Source organism: Uliginosibacterium sp. TH139, assembly GCF_002855595.1.
GTDB lineage: Bacteria > Pseudomonadota > Gammaproteobacteria > Burkholderiales > Rhodocyclaceae > Uliginosibacterium > Uliginosibacterium aquaticum.
The window spans coordinates 413526-430483 of sequence record NZ_PKRR01000001.1; the positions used below are offsets into that span (position 1 = coordinate 413526).

Annotated in this window: 16 protein-coding genes; 9 read left to right on the top strand and 7 right to left on the bottom strand. The window is 61.7% G+C overall.

Annotated elements, in window-relative coordinates:
• Genes rpoZ through C0V76_RS01965 form a run of 3 tightly spaced genes read right to left on the bottom strand, consistent with a single transcriptional unit; the run spans position 1 to position 1703 of the window.
• On the bottom strand, positions 1–207 hold the full coding sequence (gene rpoZ / locus C0V76_RS01955) for a DNA-directed RNA polymerase subunit omega (RefSeq protein WP_101940666.1): 207 nt from the start codon (positions 205–207) through the stop codon (positions 1–3).
• 17 nt (positions 208–224) lie between these two features.
• Positions 225–833, bottom strand: a complete 609-nt coding sequence (gmk, locus tag C0V76_RS01960) for a guanylate kinase (protein WP_101940667.1) — start codon at positions 831–833, stop codon at positions 225–227.
• Positions 834–836: 3 nt separating this feature from the next.
• Positions 837–1703 (bottom strand): YicC/YloC family endoribonuclease, encoded by an 867-nt coding sequence (locus C0V76_RS01965; protein WP_101940668.1) that lies wholly within the window; start codon positions 1701–1703, stop codon positions 837–839.
• Between the two features lie 87 nt (positions 1704–1790).
• On the opposite strand from C0V76_RS01965, the gene C0V76_RS01970 reads away from it, so the two are divergent.
• The 8 genes from C0V76_RS01970 to C0V76_RS02005 all read left to right on the top strand — a co-directional run bounded on the left by C0V76_RS01970 (position 1791) and on the right by C0V76_RS02005 (position 8266).
• Positions 1791–2744: a serine/threonine-protein kinase gene (locus C0V76_RS01970; protein WP_101940669.1), complete on the top strand. Its 954-nt coding sequence runs from the start codon at positions 1791–1793 to the stop codon at positions 2742–2744.
• Positions 2741–3670: a PP2C family serine/threonine-protein phosphatase gene (locus C0V76_RS01975; protein ID WP_101940670.1), complete on the top strand. Its 930-nt coding sequence runs from the start codon at positions 2741–2743 to the stop codon at positions 3668–3670. The genes C0V76_RS01970 and C0V76_RS01975 overlap by 4 nt, the downstream gene beginning before the upstream one ends.
• Before the next feature lie 201 nt (positions 3671–3871).
• A complete protein-coding gene (rph, locus tag C0V76_RS01980; protein WP_101940671.1) occupies positions 3872–4588 on the top strand; it encodes a ribonuclease PH in 717 nt (238 codons plus the stop codon).
• Between the two features lie 52 nt (positions 4589–4640).
• A complete protein-coding gene (gene can, locus C0V76_RS01985) occupies positions 4641–5297 on the top strand; it encodes a carbonate dehydratase (RefSeq protein ID WP_101940672.1) in 657 nt (218 codons plus the stop codon).
• A gap of 100 nt (positions 5298–5397) precedes the next feature.
• A complete protein-coding gene (locus tag C0V76_RS01990; RefSeq protein ID WP_101940673.1) occupies positions 5398–5958 on the top strand; it encodes an SPOR domain-containing protein in 561 nt (186 codons plus the stop codon).
• A gap of 34 nt (positions 5959–5992) precedes the next feature.
• On the top strand, positions 5993–6601 hold the full coding sequence (locus C0V76_RS01995) for a thiol:disulfide interchange protein DsbA/DsbL (protein ID WP_101940674.1): 609 nt from the start codon (positions 5993–5995) through the stop codon (positions 6599–6601).
• The gene (locus C0V76_RS02000; protein ID WP_216821621.1) at positions 6598–7365 is read left to right on the top strand and encodes an SDR family oxidoreductase; all 768 of its coding nucleotides are present in this window, start codon (positions 6598–6600) and stop codon (positions 7363–7365) included. Before C0V76_RS01995 ends, C0V76_RS02000 begins: the two co-directional genes overlap by 4 nt.
• The gene (locus tag C0V76_RS02005; protein ID WP_158239109.1) at positions 7349–8266 is read left to right on the top strand and encodes a DMT family transporter; all 918 of its coding nucleotides are present in this window, start codon (positions 7349–7351) and stop codon (positions 8264–8266) included. The genes C0V76_RS02000 and C0V76_RS02005 overlap by 17 nt, the downstream gene beginning before the upstream one ends.
• Here C0V76_RS02005 and C0V76_RS02010 read toward each other — a convergent pair whose 3' ends face one another.
• The 3 genes from C0V76_RS02010 to C0V76_RS20415 form a co-directional block, all read right to left on the bottom strand.
• A complete protein-coding gene (locus C0V76_RS02010) occupies positions 8267–11482 on the bottom strand; it encodes a PAS domain S-box protein (RefSeq protein ID WP_101940676.1) in 3216 nt (1071 codons plus the stop codon).
• Positions 11483–11521: 39 nt separating this feature from the next.
• A complete protein-coding gene (locus tag C0V76_RS02015) occupies positions 11522–13780 on the bottom strand; it encodes an EAL domain-containing protein (RefSeq protein ID WP_254048174.1) in 2259 nt (752 codons plus the stop codon).
• Positions 13781–13980: 200 nt separating this feature from the next.
• A complete protein-coding gene (locus C0V76_RS20415; RefSeq protein ID WP_101940678.1) occupies positions 13981–14100 on the bottom strand; it encodes a lipoprotein in 120 nt (39 codons plus the stop codon).
• A gap of 56 nt (positions 14101–14156) precedes the next feature.
• Here C0V76_RS20415 and cyaY point away from each other — a divergent pair, with 56 nt between their 5' ends.
• Positions 14157–14489, top strand: coding sequence for an iron donor protein CyaY (gene cyaY / locus C0V76_RS02025; RefSeq protein ID WP_101940679.1), 333 nt, complete (start codon positions 14157–14159; stop codon positions 14487–14489).
• A 1-nt stretch (position 14490) separates the two neighbouring features.
• Here cyaY and C0V76_RS02030 read toward each other — a convergent pair whose 3' ends face one another.
• Positions 14491–16782 (bottom strand): penicillin-binding protein 1A, encoded by a 2292-nt coding sequence (locus C0V76_RS02030; protein ID WP_101940680.1) that lies wholly within the window; start codon positions 16780–16782, stop codon positions 14491–14493.
• Positions 16783–16958 lie beyond the last annotated feature (176 nt).

The window sequence follows — 16958 nt, forward strand, 5'->3', positions numbered from 1 at the left end:
TCAGGACTGACTGCGGGTGAGCAGTTCGCGGCCGAGTTTGCCGGCAGCGATTTCACGCAGGGCCACGACGGTGGGTTTGTCGCGTCCGGCTTCCACCAGTGGGGTGTTGCCGGCGGTGAGCTGGCGGGCGCGGTAGGTTGCAGCCAGGGTCAGTTCAAAGCGGTTGGAGATCATGTGCAGACAGTCGTCGACCGTGATGCGGGCCATGGCGGAATCCTTTTTCGTCAAACAGCGGGGAGAAAACTCAGCGGGTGGCGCGCTCGGACAACTGCGGTGCGCAACCGTGCACAGCGCACGACACAGCACAGCTCGTCGAGCGCGACCTGCAAGTCATTGTTAATTATAACGTAGTCGAAGTGATCTACCTGACGCATTTCGTCCTCGGCCGCCGCAAGGCGCTGCGCGATGACTTCTTCGCTGTCCGTACCACGCCCGCGCAGGCGTTTGCCGAGCACGTCGAAGCTCGGTGGTTGAATGAAAATGCTCACCGCGTCCGGGAAAATGTTGCGCACCTGGGCCGCACCCTGGCAGTCGATTTCCAGCAACACATCATGCCCGGCGGCGAGCTGTTCCTCCAGCCAGGGGCGCGAGCTGGCGTAGAAATTGCCATGAACTTCGGCCCACTCCAGGAATTCACCCCGATCGCGGCGGGCAAGAAAGTCGGCCGAGCTGGTGAAGTTGTAATGCACGCCATTCACCTCGCCTTCGCGCGGTGCACGGGTGGTGAAGGAGACAGACAGGCGCACGGCCGCATCGCGCGAAAGGAGGGCGCGCACCAGGGTGGTCTTGCCGGCACCGGAAGGCGCGGCGACGATGAAGAGGCTACCGGACATGGCTTACTCCAGATTCTGCACTTGTTCGCGCATCTGCTCGATGTAGACCTTGAGATCGACCGCAATCTCCGTAAGTTGAGGCGAGACGGCCTTCGAGCCGAGGGTGTTGGCTTCGCGATTGAGCTCCTGCATGAGGAAGTCCAGGCGCTTGCCGACGGCACCGCCCTTGCCGAGTACGCGTTCGACTTCGTCAAGGTGGGCGTTCAGGCGGGTGATTTCTTCGGCCACGTCAGCGCGTTGCGCAAACAGGGTCACTTCCTGGCGGATACGGTCCTCGTCCAGCGAGGCCACTGCTTCGCGCAGGCGCGTGGTGAGCTTCTCGCGGTATTCGCTTACGGCGGCTGGCACGATTGGGGCGGCTACGGCCACGCGCTCGCGGATCAGGCCGACACGCTCGCGCAGCATGGCCACCAGCTTCTCGCCTTCGCGGGCCCGCGAAGCGCGCAGTTCGCCCAGTGCAGCGCGGGCAATCTCATGCACGGCAGCGGTGAGGCGCTCATGATCCAGGCCTTCCTCGGCGAGCACGCCAGGGTAGCGGAGGATCTCTGCAGTGGACAGCGGACTGGCATCCGGGAAGCTTTCACGGACCCGGTTTTGTGCGACGCGCAATTGTTCCAGCATGTCGCCGTTGATGGAAAGCCCGCTGTTTCCGCTTGCCACCGCCTGTAAGCTCATGCGGCATTCGATCTTGCCGCGTGATACGCTGGCGTTGATCTGTTCGCGGACGATAGGCTCCGCAAAGCGCAGATCTTCGACGATGCGGAACGCCAGATCCAGGTAGCGGGAATTCACGCTACGCAGTTCGATCTGAAGAGAAGCTTTGCCCACGTCGCGCGAAAGCGCGGCGTAGCCGGTCATGCTGAATACCATGGGAACTTTCCTGGACAGGCGACCGCCTTTACTTGCCGCAGCCAAAGCCTGAGAATTGATTGAACGCGGATCATAACGCCCGGATACATGCCGTCTCAAGTTAATAGCGCCCTGCCGCCCGGCTTTCAGCTGGAGCAATACCGTATCGAGCAACAGCTCAGCTTGGGCGGGTTTTCGATCGTCTATCTGGCGACGGATCAGGACGGCAAGCCGGTCGCGATCAAGGAATACCTGCCGAACTCGCTGGCGCTGCGCAAGGGCGGCGAGATTGAGCCGCAGATTGATGAGGAGCATCAGGCCGCCTTCCGTTACGGCATGAAGTGCTTCTTCGAGGAAGGGCGCTCGCTCGCCAAGCTGATGCATCCGAATGTGGTGCGGGTGCTGAACTTCTTCCGCGCCAACGGCACTGTGTACATGGTCATGCAGTTCGAGCGCGGCCGTACCCTGCAGGACTTCATCCAGCGCAACAAGGGGCATATCAAGGAGCGTTTCATTCGCGGCGTGTTCACCCGCATGCTCAATGGCCTGCGTGAAGTGCACTCGCACAAGCTGCTGCACCTCGACATCAAGCCTTCCAACATTTACCTGCGTAACGATGGCACGCCGGTGCTCCTCGATTTCGGCGCTGCCCGCCAGACCCTGGCGCAGGACCAGCCGATGTTGAAACCGATGTATACCCCGGGTTTTGCGCCGCCCGAGCAGTTCAATGATCGCGAACACCTCGGTCCTTGGAGTGACATCTATAGCACTGGTGCGGCGATGTATGCCTGCCTGGCGGGTGTCGCACCCCAGCGCTCGGATGAACGCCTCAAGAAAGACCTGATGGAGCCGGCCGTCAAACGCTGGCCCGGTCAGTACTCCCCTCATCTGCTGCAGACGATCGACTGGTGCCTCAATCTCGATCCGCTGCAACGCCCGCAAAGCGTGTATGCACTGCAGAAGGAACTCCTCACCCGTACCCGCTTCATCGCCCATGAGGCACCTACGACCGTGCTCGGCAAGGTGATGCACCGCCTGCGAGCCCTTACAGGTAAAGCATGAAGTTCACGATCTACCAGGAAAGCCGCCCCGGTGCCCGCCCCAACAATCAGGATCGGGTGGCCTACAGCTATACACGCGAATCCTTGCTGCTGGTGGTGGCTGATGGCATGGGGGGGCATCTGCACGGCGAGATTGCTGCCCAGATCGCTGTGCAGTACATCATCGAGTCCTTCCAGCGTGCGGCCAAGCCGCTGGTGCAGGACGAACTGATGTTCCTCTCGCGTTGCCTCGGGAATGCCCATGCCGCAATCCAGGACTACGCCTTCGACAAAAGCCTGCCGGAAGCGCCACGCACCACCATCGTTGCCTGCCTGATCCAGAACAGCGTGGCGTATTGGGCGCACGCCGGTGATTCGCGCCTTTATCTGATCCGCCGTGGCCGGATTGCCCAGCAGACCAAGGATCACTCGCGTCTGCAGATGATGCTTGATCAGGGCCTGATCGACGAAGAGGCCGCTGCCCGCCATCCGGCGCGCAACCGTATCTTCAGCTGCCTGGGCGGCACCCACTCACCGCAGATCGAGTTTTCCTCGCCGGTGCCGCTGTTTGCTAACGACCTGCTCGTAATGTGTACCGACGGAGTGTGGGGCAATCTCACCAATGAGGATTTCATCGACCGTCTCGGCGACAGCAATATCCTCGATACCTCGCCCCGCCTGCTGGATCTGGCCGAGAGCCAGGGCGGGCTGACCTGTGACAACCTGTCGATGCTGTCCATGCGCTGGCATGATGATTACGCCGATGAGCAGGCTTCGACGATCTCCACCGAGACCATGCCGGCCGATGGCATCACCACCAAGATGGAAGGTTTCGCCCGGGGCCGCCATCATGAAGCTGGCAGCCTGAGCGACTCGGATATCGAGAAGGCGATCGACGAGATCAACCTCGCGATCCAGAAGTATTCCAAGTTCGACCCGGGTAAATAAGGCGTCCGGCTACTGCGCGAACGGGGCCTGAAACTGCGATGCTCGCCGTACTCTAGTACGGCTGCGCTTCTCCTTTCAGTCGCCGTCCGCTCGCTACGCCGGCTGCCTCATTTACAGCCTTGGCGTTTTCGTAGGGCGCAATCGAAGCGAAACGCTTTGCGCCGCCTGTTTTCTACCTTTCAACAATTCTGATATTCCATCATGCGCCCCTCCAACCGCCTCCCCGACCAGCTGCGCGATGTGCGCATCACCCGGAATTACACCTGCCACGCCGAAGGCTCGGTGCTGATCGAGTTCGGCAACACCAAGGTGCTGTGCACCGCCAGCGTTGAAGAGAGCGTGCCGCCCTTCCTGCGTGGCAAGGGTGAAGGGTGGGTTACTGCGGAATACGGCATGCTGCCGCGCTCCACGCACACCCGCATGGCCCGCGAAGCGGCGAAGGGCAAGCAGAGTGGCCGCACCCAGGAAATCCAGCGTCTGATTGGCCGCAGTCTGCGTGCGGTGGTTGATCTGAAGGCGCTCGGCGAGCGTCAGATCACCATCGACTGCGATGTACTGCAGGCTGACGGCGGGACGCGCACGGCCTCTATCACCGGCGCCTGTGTGGCGCTGTACGATGCCTTGCAGGGACTGGTGGCTGCCGGCAAGCTGGCGCACAGCCCACTGAAGGACTGGGTGGCAGCGATCTCGGTGGGCGTGTTCGAGGGCGAAGCGGTGCTGGATCTGGATTACCCGGAAGATTCTGCCTGCGATACCGACATGAATGTGGTGATGACGGGCAGTGGCGGCTTCGTCGAAGTGCAGGGTACGGCAGAAGGCGCGCCTTTTGCGCGTGCCGAGCTGGACAGTCTGCTGGCCTTGGCGGGTGCGGGTATTGCGCAGTTGGTCGAGCTCCAGAAGGCCGCTGTCGCGGCCTGAACTTTCGGGCCGCGTTAGAATCCGAACCCGGTCTATTTTTTTGAATCTGCCCATGAGCATTTCACCGAGCGAACTCTTCGAACGCAACCGCACCTGGTCACAGAAGGAGCGCGATAACGATCCGGAGTATTTCTCCCGTCTGGTTCAGCAGCAGAGCCCGGAGTTTTTGTGGATCGGCTGTTCGGACAGCCGCGTGCCGGCCAATGAGATCATCGGTCTGGCCCCGGGTGAAGTTTTCGTGCACCGGAATATCGCCAATGTGGTGGTGCACACCGACTTGAACTGCCTGTCCGTGATCCAGTATTCAGTCGACGTGCTGAAGGTAAAGCACATTCTGGTGGTGGGGCACTATGGTTGTGGTGGGGTGCGTGCGGCGATGGATAACGTTCGCGTGGGCTTGGCGGACAACTGGTTGCGTCATGTTCAGGACGTGCGTGACAAGTACCGCAGCTGGCTGGCTGGGATCGACGACCCGCTGCAGCGTTGCGAGCGCCTGTGCGAACTCAATGTGGCCGAGCAGGTGCTCAATGTGAGTGAAACCACGGTGCTGCGGGACGCTTGGGCGCGGGGTCAAGATGTGGCCGTGCATGGCTGGATCTACGGGCTCGCCGACGGTATCGTCAGCGAACTGGGCAGCAATCTGTTGCGAGAAGATGATGCCCATGATGTGTATGAGGCCACCGTCGCTCAGATCATGCAGCGCAGCTGAATGTGGCTTTCGTGCCGGGTGGCGGTGCCGCCCGGCCCCGTGGCGCAAGCCGGGCATGAGCTGCGGTTATACTCGGCGAAATTTTCCCAGGGGTTCCTGAATGTCCAGTCAAATCAGTTTCCGTCACGCGCAGCGCGGCAGTACGGCTTCAGGGCTGCTGGTTGGCTTGCTGATCGGCGTGCTGATTGCTGCCGGCGTGGCGCTCTACATCAATTTCGGCCCCAAGCCTTTTGTGACCAAGGTCGAGCAGGCGCCGCGTCCTGCCGCCAGTGCGCCGGCAGCCCAGAGCGCGCCGATCGCGCTGCCGGGAAAACCGGGCGATGCACCGGTTGAAAAGCCCAAGTACGATTTCTACAAGATTCTGCCTGGTGGCGAGGCGGCTTCGGCTCCGGTCAGCAACAAGCCGGCGGAGGCGCCTGCTGCGGACAAGATTTTCCTGCAGGCTGGCGCCTTCCAGAATCCCTCTGACGCCGACAATCTGAAGGCCAGATTGGCTTTGCTCGGCATCGAATCGAACGTTCAGCGCGTAGATCTGTCCGAGAAGGGCATTTTCTATCGCGTGAGGCTTGGCGCTTTCGCCACGCCTGATGCAACGGACGCGATGCGCGCCCGTTTGCTCACAGAAGGAATCGAAGCCAGTGTAGTCAAGGCCAAGCCCTGAACCGCACTCATCCCAGCCTATCCGGAGACCCAGCATGCAACGTCGTAGCACCCTCAAAGTCCTTCTCGCCGGCCTTCTCGCCGGTGCCAGCCTGATTGCTCATGCCGAGGGCGTGAAGGAACTCAGCCCGCCGCAGCCAACCCTACCGGCCGGCCAGATCGAAGTGATCGAGTTCTTTTCCTACGGCTGCCCGCACTGCAGCAATTTTGAGCCCCTGCTGGTTAAGTGGCGTGCCCAGCAGAAGCCGGACGTGGTGGTCAAGAAGGTGCCGGTTTCTTTCGGGCGTGCCGAATGGGCCGCACTGGGGCGTCTGTACATCACCCTGAGTGCCCTGGGACAAGCTGACAATCTGACTCCGGCAGTATTCGAGGCGGTACACAAGGATCGCATCCGTCTGGAAGATGAAAAGGTGCGCAATGACTGGCTCGCCAAGAAGGGCGTGGACGTCAAGAAATTCAATGACACCTGGCGCTCGTTCAGCGTGGATGCTCAGTACAAGCGTGCTGAACAGATGTCGGTGAGCTACAAGGTCATGTCGGTGCCGAATCTGGTGGTGGCCGGCAAGTATCTGGTTGAAGGCGGTGATCCTGCTGGCCTGAGCACTGTGGATGGCCTGATCGCCAAGGTCCGCGCCGGCAAGTGAGTCTGAAGGTCTTCATCACCGGCGCCTCCAGTGGCATCGGCGCCGCACTGGCGCGCGCTTATGCCGCAAGGGGGGCGAGCCTGGGCTTGCTTGGGCGCCGTGGCGAGGCGCTCGAAGCCTTGTGCGCCAGCCTGCCGGGCGAACATCTGGTGCTGGTGGCTGACGTGGCCCGTCCTGAGGAGCTGGCTGCTGCCGCACGCAGTTTCATGGCGCGGTTTGGTGTGCCGGATGTCGTGATTGCCAACGCGGGCGTGTCTGCTGGCACGCTCAGCGAGGAGCAGGGCGATCTGGCTGTGTTCGACGGTATCCTGCGCACCAATCTGCTGGGCATGGTGGCTACCTTTCAGCCTTTTATTGTGCCGATGCGGCGTGAGCGGCGCGGTCAGCTGGTCGGTATCTCCTCGGTGGCGGGGGTGCGTGGTCTGCCTGGTGCCGGGGCCTACAGTGCTTCCAAGGCGGCCGCCAGCCGCTATTTGGAGAGCTTGAGGGTCGAGTTGCGGGGCACGGGAGTCAAGGTGAGCGAAATCCGCCCCGGCTATATCCGGACGCCGATGACCGATGTGAATACGTATCGTATGCCCTTCATCATTGATGCGGACGAGGCCGCCCGACGCTTCATCCGGGCCATTGAGCGCGCACCCGCGCGGGCCACGATTCCCTGGCAGATGGCCATCGTGGCGCGCCTGCTGGCCGCGTTGCCGAGTTTTCTGTATGACCGTTTTGCAGCCCGCGCCGGGCGCAAACCACGTGGCCTCAAGCTCTGAGCAGATGAAGCAGGCTGTGCCCGGTGGTCTTTACCTTCGCTTGGTGCTGACCACTTTTTTCTGGGGCGGTACTTTTATTGCGGGACGTTTCCTGGCCCAGAGCATGCCGCACTTTCTGGCGGCGACCCTGCGTTTCTGTTTTGCCCTGCTCGGCCTGCTGCTGTATGCACTTAGCACAGGTCAGCGCCTGTACTGGCCGGATCGGCGCCAGTGGGGTGTCGCGCTGGCGCTGGGTGCGAGTGGCATCTTTGCTTACAACGCCGGTTTCTTTGCCGGGCTCGCTCAGGTAGCAGCCAGCCGCGCGGCCTTGCTGGTGGCCGCCAGCCCAGTGATAACCCTGTGCACGGTGCAATGGCTCAATCGCGCTGTTTGGTCAGCTCGGCAGATCAGCGGGGTGTTGCTGTCCTTCTGCGGGGCGGTGCTGGTGGTGTCGCACGGTGATCTGGCGGGCTTGCTGCATGGTGCGGTGGGGCAGGGCGAGCTGTTCATCTTCGGGGCGGTGGTGGCCTGGGTGGTCTACACCCTTGTGATGCGTTACTACGCGCGCGGCTTCGAGGCGTTGTCGATGACTTTCTTTGCCATCCTGTGCGGCACCCTGCTGCTGGCCGTGCCAGCCAGTGGGGAGCTGGTGGCGACGGGTTGGCCCGCATTGGGCTGGCAGGCCTGGCTGGCGCTGGCTTACATGGGGCTGCTGGGGACTTCACTAGCCTTCGTGTGGTATTCGCAAGCCGTGGCCGTGATCGGCGCAGCGCGCGCTACGCAGTTCACCAATCTGGTGCCGGTGTTCGGCGTGCTGTTGTCGGTGATGCTGCTGGGCGAAAGCCTGGTCTGGTCAAGCCTGGGAGGTGGCCTGCTGGTGGTGGCCGGGGTGATGTGGGTGAACCGGGCCGCGCACACCTGATCAGGCTGCGCTGGCTTTGGGAGGCACTAGCGTGTCCTCCTGTGCGGGGGCCTTGAGTGGGATGCAGATACGGAAACAACTGCCTTGTCCAGGGCTGCTGTCCACCGTGATTTCGCCACCGAGAATGCCGGTGACGATGTTATGCACGATGTTCAGGCCCAGCCCGGTGCCGTCGCGTCCAAGCTTGGTGGTGAAGAAGGGATCGAAAATGCGCCGCAGGTTGTTGGCGTGAATCCCGATGCCATCATCCTGACAGGTGAAGATGACCCCCCCGGCGCCATCGAGTTCGGCGCGCAGCCGTACCGTGCCACGCTCCTGGCCTTCGAAGGCGTGCAGGATGGTGTTGTTGAGCAGGTTGGCGATGACCTGGCCGAGCGGGCCCGGATAGCTGTCGAGGCTGATGCCGGCCGGGATCTCGGTTTCGATGCTGTGGCTGGTCTTGCGGAATACCGGCTGCATGGTGACGACGATTTCACTGACGACCTCCGCCAGTTCGAAGCGGCGACGCTGTGAGCTGGTCTGATCTACGGCTACCTGCTTGAAGCTGCTGATCAGCTCGGCAGCACGCTGCAGGTTGCGCAACAGGATGTCGGCAGCGGATTCGGACTCGGCGACGTAGTTATCCAGCGTGGAGCGGCGCAGGCCGGCCTCCATCTGTTCGCGGAAACTCTGGTTCACGTCGTGCAACGTGCTGGCTACCATCAGGCTGTTGCCGATGGGGGTGTTGAGTTCGTGGGCGATTCCGGCTACCAACGAGCCCAGCGCGGCAAGCTTCTCGGAGCGCACGAGTTCGTCCAGGGTGCGTTTGAGGCGTTCAAGGGTTTTTTCCAGTTCGGCATTGGTAGTGGCCAGGTCATGGGTGCGCTCGGTGACGCGCTTCTCAAGCGATTGATTGAGCTCTTCCACCTGACGCTGTGCTTCGAGCAGGGAGGTGACATCCACGGTGGCCACCAGCAGGCAGGGCTCTTCATCCATGCTGATCTGGCGTACATAGATCTGGCAGTCACGGATCTCTCCGTCGCAGGTGCGCAGGCGCATGTCCGCACCCGATACTTCGCCTGCCTCGTTCAGCAACTGCAATACCCATTCACGCTCGCGCTGATCGGTATAGATCGGGGTGGCCAGAACAGGTTGACCGACGACCTCATTGCGCGGGTAGCCGAAGTTCTGCAGGAAGCTCGGATTCACGTCGAGGCAGACGCTGTCGCTGCGGCGCAGGACCCCGATCGGGATCGGCGAGTACTGGAAGATCGATGAGAATTTCTGCTCACTGTGACGCAGCGCTTCAAGCGTCAGCAGGCGCTGGAACTCGGTGCTGGCGCGTGCCGCTCCGAGTGCGGCGAGGGATTGGGCTGCTTCGGTGGCAACCAGAGGGGAGTCGAAAAGCAGGGCCAGATGGCCGCTGACCTGCTGCTGGCTGTCCACCACGGGCTCGAGAATCAGGGCCTGGGTGAGGCTGCAGCCCCAGCTCACGGCGTCGCGTGATATCGCTTCATAGGCCCCCGTATTTAGGAGCAGGGCGCCGGTGCGCTCGGCATAGGCGGCCAGCGTGGTACGGCCCGGGTGATGCCCCCCCACTAGCGACCAGCCCGGTGCGCAGAGGCTGGCACTGATGTCCACGCCGTCGCGGGTATGGGTAGCCAAATAGGCGGCCTGGGCCCCGCAGCCGCGTGCGATCACGCCAAGCAGTTGCTCGAGAAACATGCCCGGACTCAGTTCGCCACCAAGGCGGGCAATGGCCCGCAGCGCATCAGTGGTGTGACGGCGCTCGGTGACGTCGGTCATCAGGGCAACCCACTGGATGATCTGTTCGTTGTCGTCGCGCAGCGGCTGCAACTCCAGGGATACCCAGAAGCTCTGCCCGTCCTGCCCGCGGCAGGGCATCTCCAGTTCGGTCAGATGGCGCCCGTTGTTCATTGCCGCTTCGATGGCCGAGGCCCGCGAAGTTTCGCCTGTCAGCTCCTGGGCCTGCAGCACGTCGACCAGCGCCTGTCCGCGTACCTCGCTAGCGTGGCCGGAGCAGCGTTCGGCGAAGGCATGGTTGATCCATTCGATGCGTCCGCTGGCGTCGGTGAGGGCCACAAGGTTGCTGGTCAGGCGTACCACAGTGGCGAGTCGGCGGATTTCGTCGTCCGAGCGTTGACGCTCGGTGATGTCTTCAACCATTGCGACGATGCGCTGACCGGTGCCGGCGCTGTCGCGGATCAGGCTGTTGTACCACTGGCAGGTTACGCCGGCTGCATCCGAACGCTTGCAGGCGAGTTTGATGTGTGGGCTGGCCACGCTGCGTTCGAGCAGCTGGTTAACGCTCAGATTATCGCGTGCGTCCTTGCTGTTGGCCACCAGCATGCCGGCATGGCGTCCGAGCACCTCCTCCCGGCGCCAACCGAAGATGCGCACGGCAGCTTCGTTCCAGTCCAGGATGTGCCAGCCAAGATCGAACTCGATTACTGCCAATGGACTCTGTTCGACCAGGGTGCGCAGACGCTGTTCGCGATCACGCAGGGCCGCCTCGACCCGCATGCGTTCGCGCAGGTCGACCTCCAGCGCCCGGTTCTTCTGCTCCAGTGTGTGGAACAAGCCCTGCAGTGCCTGGCGAGTGACCTCGAGCTGGGCTTCTACATCGCCGATTTCGTCGCGGCGTGAGGGAATGATCGGCTTGTCGAGTTCGCCCCGCGCCAGCGATACCGCTTCCTCACCGAGCCTCAGCAGCGGGCGGCCGACACGGCGTTGCAGCACGACCAGGATCAGTATGACGCTGATGATCACCTGCAGCGCCAGCAGGCTGGCAAAACCGAGGATCTGGTTGAGCAGGGCGCTGCGCAGAGGCGCTTCGGAGAGTTCGATGCGCACCCGGCCGATAGTTTCACCACGGTGCATGACCTGACGCTCGAGAACGTGCACCACGCCCTCGCGGCGCTCCGGAAATTCGCGGAATACGAAGCGGCCGAGGTGGGGGTCGAGAATCTCGACGGTGACTAGCGCTGACTCCTTCATCACGGCTTCGACCAGCGCTGCAGCGGACTCGCTGTCGAGCGCCCACAGGCTTTCGCGCACACCCAGTGCAATGACGTCGGCATCGTGTTGCAAAGTCAGAGCTACCTCGCTGCGAAGCTTGTCGGCGTATGAGACGCGGGCCAGGTAGAAACCGACCACCAGTGCAGGAAGCAGCATGCCCAGCAGGACGGCCGTGACGACAGCGCGGCGGACGGTCATGTTCAAACCGGAACCCTCCAGCGGTCGGACGCAGCGGGCTCAGTCCGCTGCGTCATTGCGGGCTCCGTGATTGCGTAGCCATTCGACCAGATGCTGAGGCTCCATCGGGCGGGCATACAGGTAGCCCTGAGCATCGTCACAACCCAGTTCGCGCAGGATGTTGGCCTGCTCGGCTGTTTCGACGCCTTCGGCAAGCACTGAGAGATCCAGCTTGTGTCCGAGCTGGATGACCAGTTCGGGAATTCGCCGCGAACGCTCGTTGCTACCGATCTCGCCGACGAAGGTGCGATCAATCTTGAGCCGGTCCACCTGCAGCCGTTGCAGATAGGAGAGCGAGGAGAAGCCCGTGCCGAAGTCGTCCACTGCGATCTTCACCCCCAGGGCCTTGATGCTCTCCAGCGTACGGGCGAGAAAATCAGCTTCCTCCATGGCCATCGACTCGGTGATCTCGAGTTCAATCAACTGCGGACTGGCTCCGCTGTCATGCAGCGCCGACTGCAGGGTGGCAAGGAAGCGCGGGTGGCGGAGCTGGCTGACTGAAACGTTGATGGCCATCGACAACTGCGGGTAGCCGTGGCGCGCGAGCTCCGCTTGCTGGAAGCAGGACATGCGCAGGACCCATTCTCCAATGCCGACGATCATGCCTGAGTGCTCGGCAATCGGGATGAAGCGGGCGGGTTCGATCAGGCGACCATCCTCTGCACGCCAGCGCAGCAGCGCCTCGATGCCGCAGACCTGACCACTGTGCAGCGAAATCTGTGGTTGATAGCACAAGAACAGGCGCTGGCGCTCGATCGCTACGCGCAGGGCCTGCATCAGCTTGGAGCGTTCTCGGATTTCCAGCGCCATGTCGCGCGTGAAGAATACATATTCGCCGCGTGCCTGTACCTTGGCGCGACGCAGGGCGAGGTAGGCGCTCTTGAGCGCTTCTGCGCCATTGCCATCGATATCGGCCAGATGTGCGATACCCATCGTGGCGGAAATCATCAGTTCCTGCTGCTGGATCAGGAAGGCCTCGCGGAACAGCCCCTGCAGGTTGGCCGGCAGCAATTGCTCGATCTGGCCAAGAATGGCGAAGGTGTCGGCCGACAGACGGGCCAGTACGCACTGGGAACCAAGGGCGCCATGCAGGCGCTCGGCGACAGCCTTGAGCAACTCGTCGCCATACTGGTGACCGAGAGCATCGTTGCTTTCGGCGAAACCGTCGAGATCAAGCAGTGCCAGGGTGTAGCGGCCACGCTCGCCGCCAAGCAGGCGTTCGTCGAGTTTGTTGATGAGGCTGCGGCGGTTGGGCAGGCCGGTCAGCGAATCGAAATAGGCGTAGTCGTGCAACTGAGAGAACAGCAGGGTGTTTTCCAGCCCGATCGAGATATTGGCGCAGAACACCTCGAGGAGCTGACGGCAACTGTCATCCACGGCCAGTGGTGCGTCCAGATAGGCCGCCATGTTGCGCTGGGTGCGGCTGCCGAAGAAGAGGGTGGTGCAGTCTTCGGCGAAAATGTGATGGCCTGCGTCGAGGCAGCGATCCAGGGCGCGGTGTACGCGCTCGTCCCCGATTTCGTCGAGTGGCAGATTGATCAGCGAGGCATAGCGCCCGGCTGCTGCGATCACTACGGTACTGTCCTCACCGCTTTCGAGTTCGGGTGGGCGCTGCACGCAGATCAGGCCTTCGGGTTGTACGCCGAGCAGGGCTGACATTTGGGTAATCACACCGGCGGCAAAGTTGCGGATGCCGGACAAGGCCAGCAACTCGCCGCTTGCGCGCACGATCATGTCCAGCCCACGCCGATTGGCATTGATGGTGCGGATCTGGCGATACGAGCGAACAGCTGAGGTGAGGGCGGTAAACAGCTTGTTGCGGGTGAGTTCAGACTTGGTTTTGTAATCGTTGATGTCGTAGTCGCGGATCGCATCCATTTCTGGTGCGTAGCCGGGCTGGCCGGTGCGCAGGATGATGCGGGTCTCGCCCATGCCGAATTCATCGCGGATGGTGCGTACGAGCTTCAGGCCGGAGTCTTCCTCCTCCATCACCACGTCGAGCAGGATCACCGCGATGTCGCGGTCGCGCGCCAGCAGGTCACGCGCCTGGGCGGCGGAATCAGCATGCAGAAAGGTCAGTGGGCAGCCGAGGATATCGGTGCCGCGCAGTGCAAACGTGGTGGTGGTGTGCACATCCGGATCGTCGTCAACGATCAGGATGCGCCAGGGGGTATTGTTGGCAGGGATTCTCGGGGCAGCCCGCTCCGGCCCGGGGTCTCCGGCAAATACCAGCTCGTCGTCAGCAGCCTTGTCTACCACGATCGTCTCCCGTAGCTTGCTTGTAGCGCGCGGAAGACCAGACTTCCGGGGCTATCAATGCTTATCGGCCCACGCTAGGCCGGACTTGAAGCCTCAGGCAGGGTCTGAGCTGCTTTCTACCACTGAGCACCTGGTGCAGGACTGGCTGCGCGCCGTCCTGGTATGCATCTGCCCGCAAGGGCAGAAGTCGCTAGAATGCTTCAGGCAGGCGCGAACTGAGTCGGGGCAGGGCGTTGCGCCGGGGGGTGCTCAAGCGGGCCCTTGATGCCACAGGCAGCCAAGCTCAGGCTCAGGAAGGCGAGAAGAATCATCGGGCGCATGGTATCCGGACACAGACAGGGAGATGGGCGCCCATCTTAACAAGGAGTGCAGCAGTATGGACGAAGCGGAATTCCTGGCATTGGCCGAGGCGGTGCTGGCAAGGCTGGAGGCCAGCATTGAGCAGGCCGCCGAGGCGGCGGGTGTGGATATCGATCTGGAGCCTCAGGAAGGCGGCATTCTCAAGCTGGAGTTCGACAACCGTAGCCAGATCATCATCAATCGCCATGCCGCGGCGCGTGAGATCTGGGTGGCCGCACGCTCCGGTGGTTTTCATTTCCGTAGTGAGGGCGAACAGTGGGTTGGAACGCGTGATGGTGCCGAGCTGTACGCCATGCTCTCCCGCCTGATCAGCGAACAGGCGGGAGAGCGGGTTCAGCTCCTGTCGTGACTTACTCCGGGGCAGCTGCCGGGGCTGACGCCTCAGGTGTCGCTGCCTGCGGCAAATGTTCAGCGTAGATGTAGTCCGGTCCTTCGCGCTCGAAGCTCGGCTTGACCTCGACGAGGCCCTCCGGCGCCGCGAGATACTGCTCCGGCTTGTCCTTGAGAGCGCGACGCATGTAGTCGACCCAGATCGGGAGTGCCAGCGCACCACCAGTTTCACCTGAGCCAAGCTTCTTGGGCTGGTCGAAACCCACCCAGGCAATGCCGACCAGACTGGGTTGGTAGCCACAGAACCAGGCGTCGACATACTCGTTGGTCGTGCCGGTCTTGCCTGCAAGATCGCCCCGGCCCAGTGCCATCGCCTTGCCGGCCGTGCCGCGACGGACCACGTCCTTCATCATCAGGTCCGAAAGGTAAACATTGCGCGGATCCAGTACGCGTTCGGATTCGTCGCTACCCGCGCGCTGCGGTTCAACCTTCGCCAGCACCCGCCCTTCACTGTCGAGCATTTCCTTCACGATATAGGGGCGGATGCGATAACCCCCATTGGCGAAGATCGAGTAAGCAGCTCCCATCTGCCAGGGGGTGACGGCGCCGGAGCCCAGAGCCAGGGTCAGGTAGGGAGGATTCTTGACCGGGTCGAAACCGAAACGACTGGTTACGTAATCCTGCCCGTAGGCCGGCGTGATCGCTTGCAGCACTCGGATGGCAACCATGTTCTTGGACTTCGCTAGGGCAGTACGCAGGCTCATCGGGCCTTCGTACTTACCATCGTAGTTGCCTGGATTCCATGCTTGGCTGCCCGTCTGCTCCGCGGAGAAACTCAAGGGTGCATCATCGAATACGCTGCCAGGCGTAAAGCCCTTGTCGATAGCCGCCGAGAAAATGAAGGGTTTGAAGCTGGAGCCAGGCTGACGCCAGGCCAGGGTGGCGTGGTTGAACTTGTTGCGATTGAAATCGAAGCCGCCCACCAGCGATTTGATGGCGCCGTCGCGTGGATCTAGTGACACGAAGGCACCTTCAACCTGTGGCGGCTGTACAACCTGCCAGCCCTTGGCGTATTTCGCCACCCGGATAACTGCCCCGGGGGACACGCGTTTTGCCTGAGCCGCATTCTCCGCCATCATGGGCGTCGGGTATTTGAGCGCATCGCCGCTGATCTCGATCTGCTCGCCGCCCCGCAGATAGGCCACCAGTTTCTGGCGCGAAGCTTCCAGCACGATGGCTGCACGCATCTCGTCCAGGTCCGGGAATGGCTCGATCAGATCTTCCAGTGTTTCCTCCGATCCTTCGGCCTTGAGTTGCGCCAGATCGACCCTGCCTTCGGCGCCTCTGTAGCCATGCCGGCGTTCGTAGTCGATCAAGCCGCGCCGTAGCCCCTCGTAGGCGGCCTGCTGGTCGAGTTTGCTGATGGTGGTGATGACCTTGATACCGCTACTGTAAACGTCATCCTTGAACTGCTCGTAGGCTAGCTGGCGGGCCATTTCGGCGACGAACTCGGCATGTAGGGCAGGTGCTGCGGCCTGAACTGCATGGCGGCCCTGAGCCAGACGTAGGGGCTCGCCACGTGCTTGCTCAAGTGCTTTTTCATCAATGAAGCCCAGTTCGCGCATGCGGCGAAGTACATAGTGCTGGCGCTCTGTCGCGCGTGATAGGTTTACTACCGGATTGTAGCGGGATGGTGCTTTGGGCAATCCAGCGAGCATTGCGAATTCGGCGTTGCTGAGCGCTTGCAGATCCTTGCCAAAATAGGTTTGTGCCGCTGCAGCAAAGCCATAGGCACGCTGGCCCAGATAGATCTGGTTGATATAGACCTCAAGAATCTGATCCTTGCTCAGACTTTGCTCTATCTTGAAAGAGAGCAGGATTTCATACAGCTTGCGACTGACTGTTTTCTCGCGGCTCAGATAAAAATTGCGTGCGACCTGCATGGTGATCGTACTACCGCCCTGCTTGCTGCTTCCGACCAGATTCAACAGGGTTGCGCGCATCAGACCGGCAATATCGACACCACCGTGTTCAAAGAAACGATCATCTTCCGCTGCTAGGATGGCGTGCTTGAGACCCTCTGGCACATCCCGTATGGCGACGAATGTACGACGTTCCTCGCCGAATTCCCCAATCAGTGCGCCATCCGAGGTATAGATGCGCAAAGGAATACGTGGCTTGTAATCAGCCAGAGCCTCAAGCGACGGCAGTTGCGGCCAGGCAAAGGCAGCTGCAACAGCAATCCCTGCGGCTGCCAGCAAAGGCAGTCCGAGCATTACAGCAAGACAAAGGATGAGCAGGCGGTTTCGCATGGTGGCCCCGATTGTTTGAAGGGCGATTATATGCGGCCCTGTCGGAGCGGGCTTGAAGCGCAGGACGGACGGAGTTGTCTTTCGCGCCAGGCTGCCTACCGTTCGGCGTCCATATGCTTTACTTGTATCGCGAGTTACTGTTAGGATTTAAAGTAATTTATTGTAAATGCGCCCAA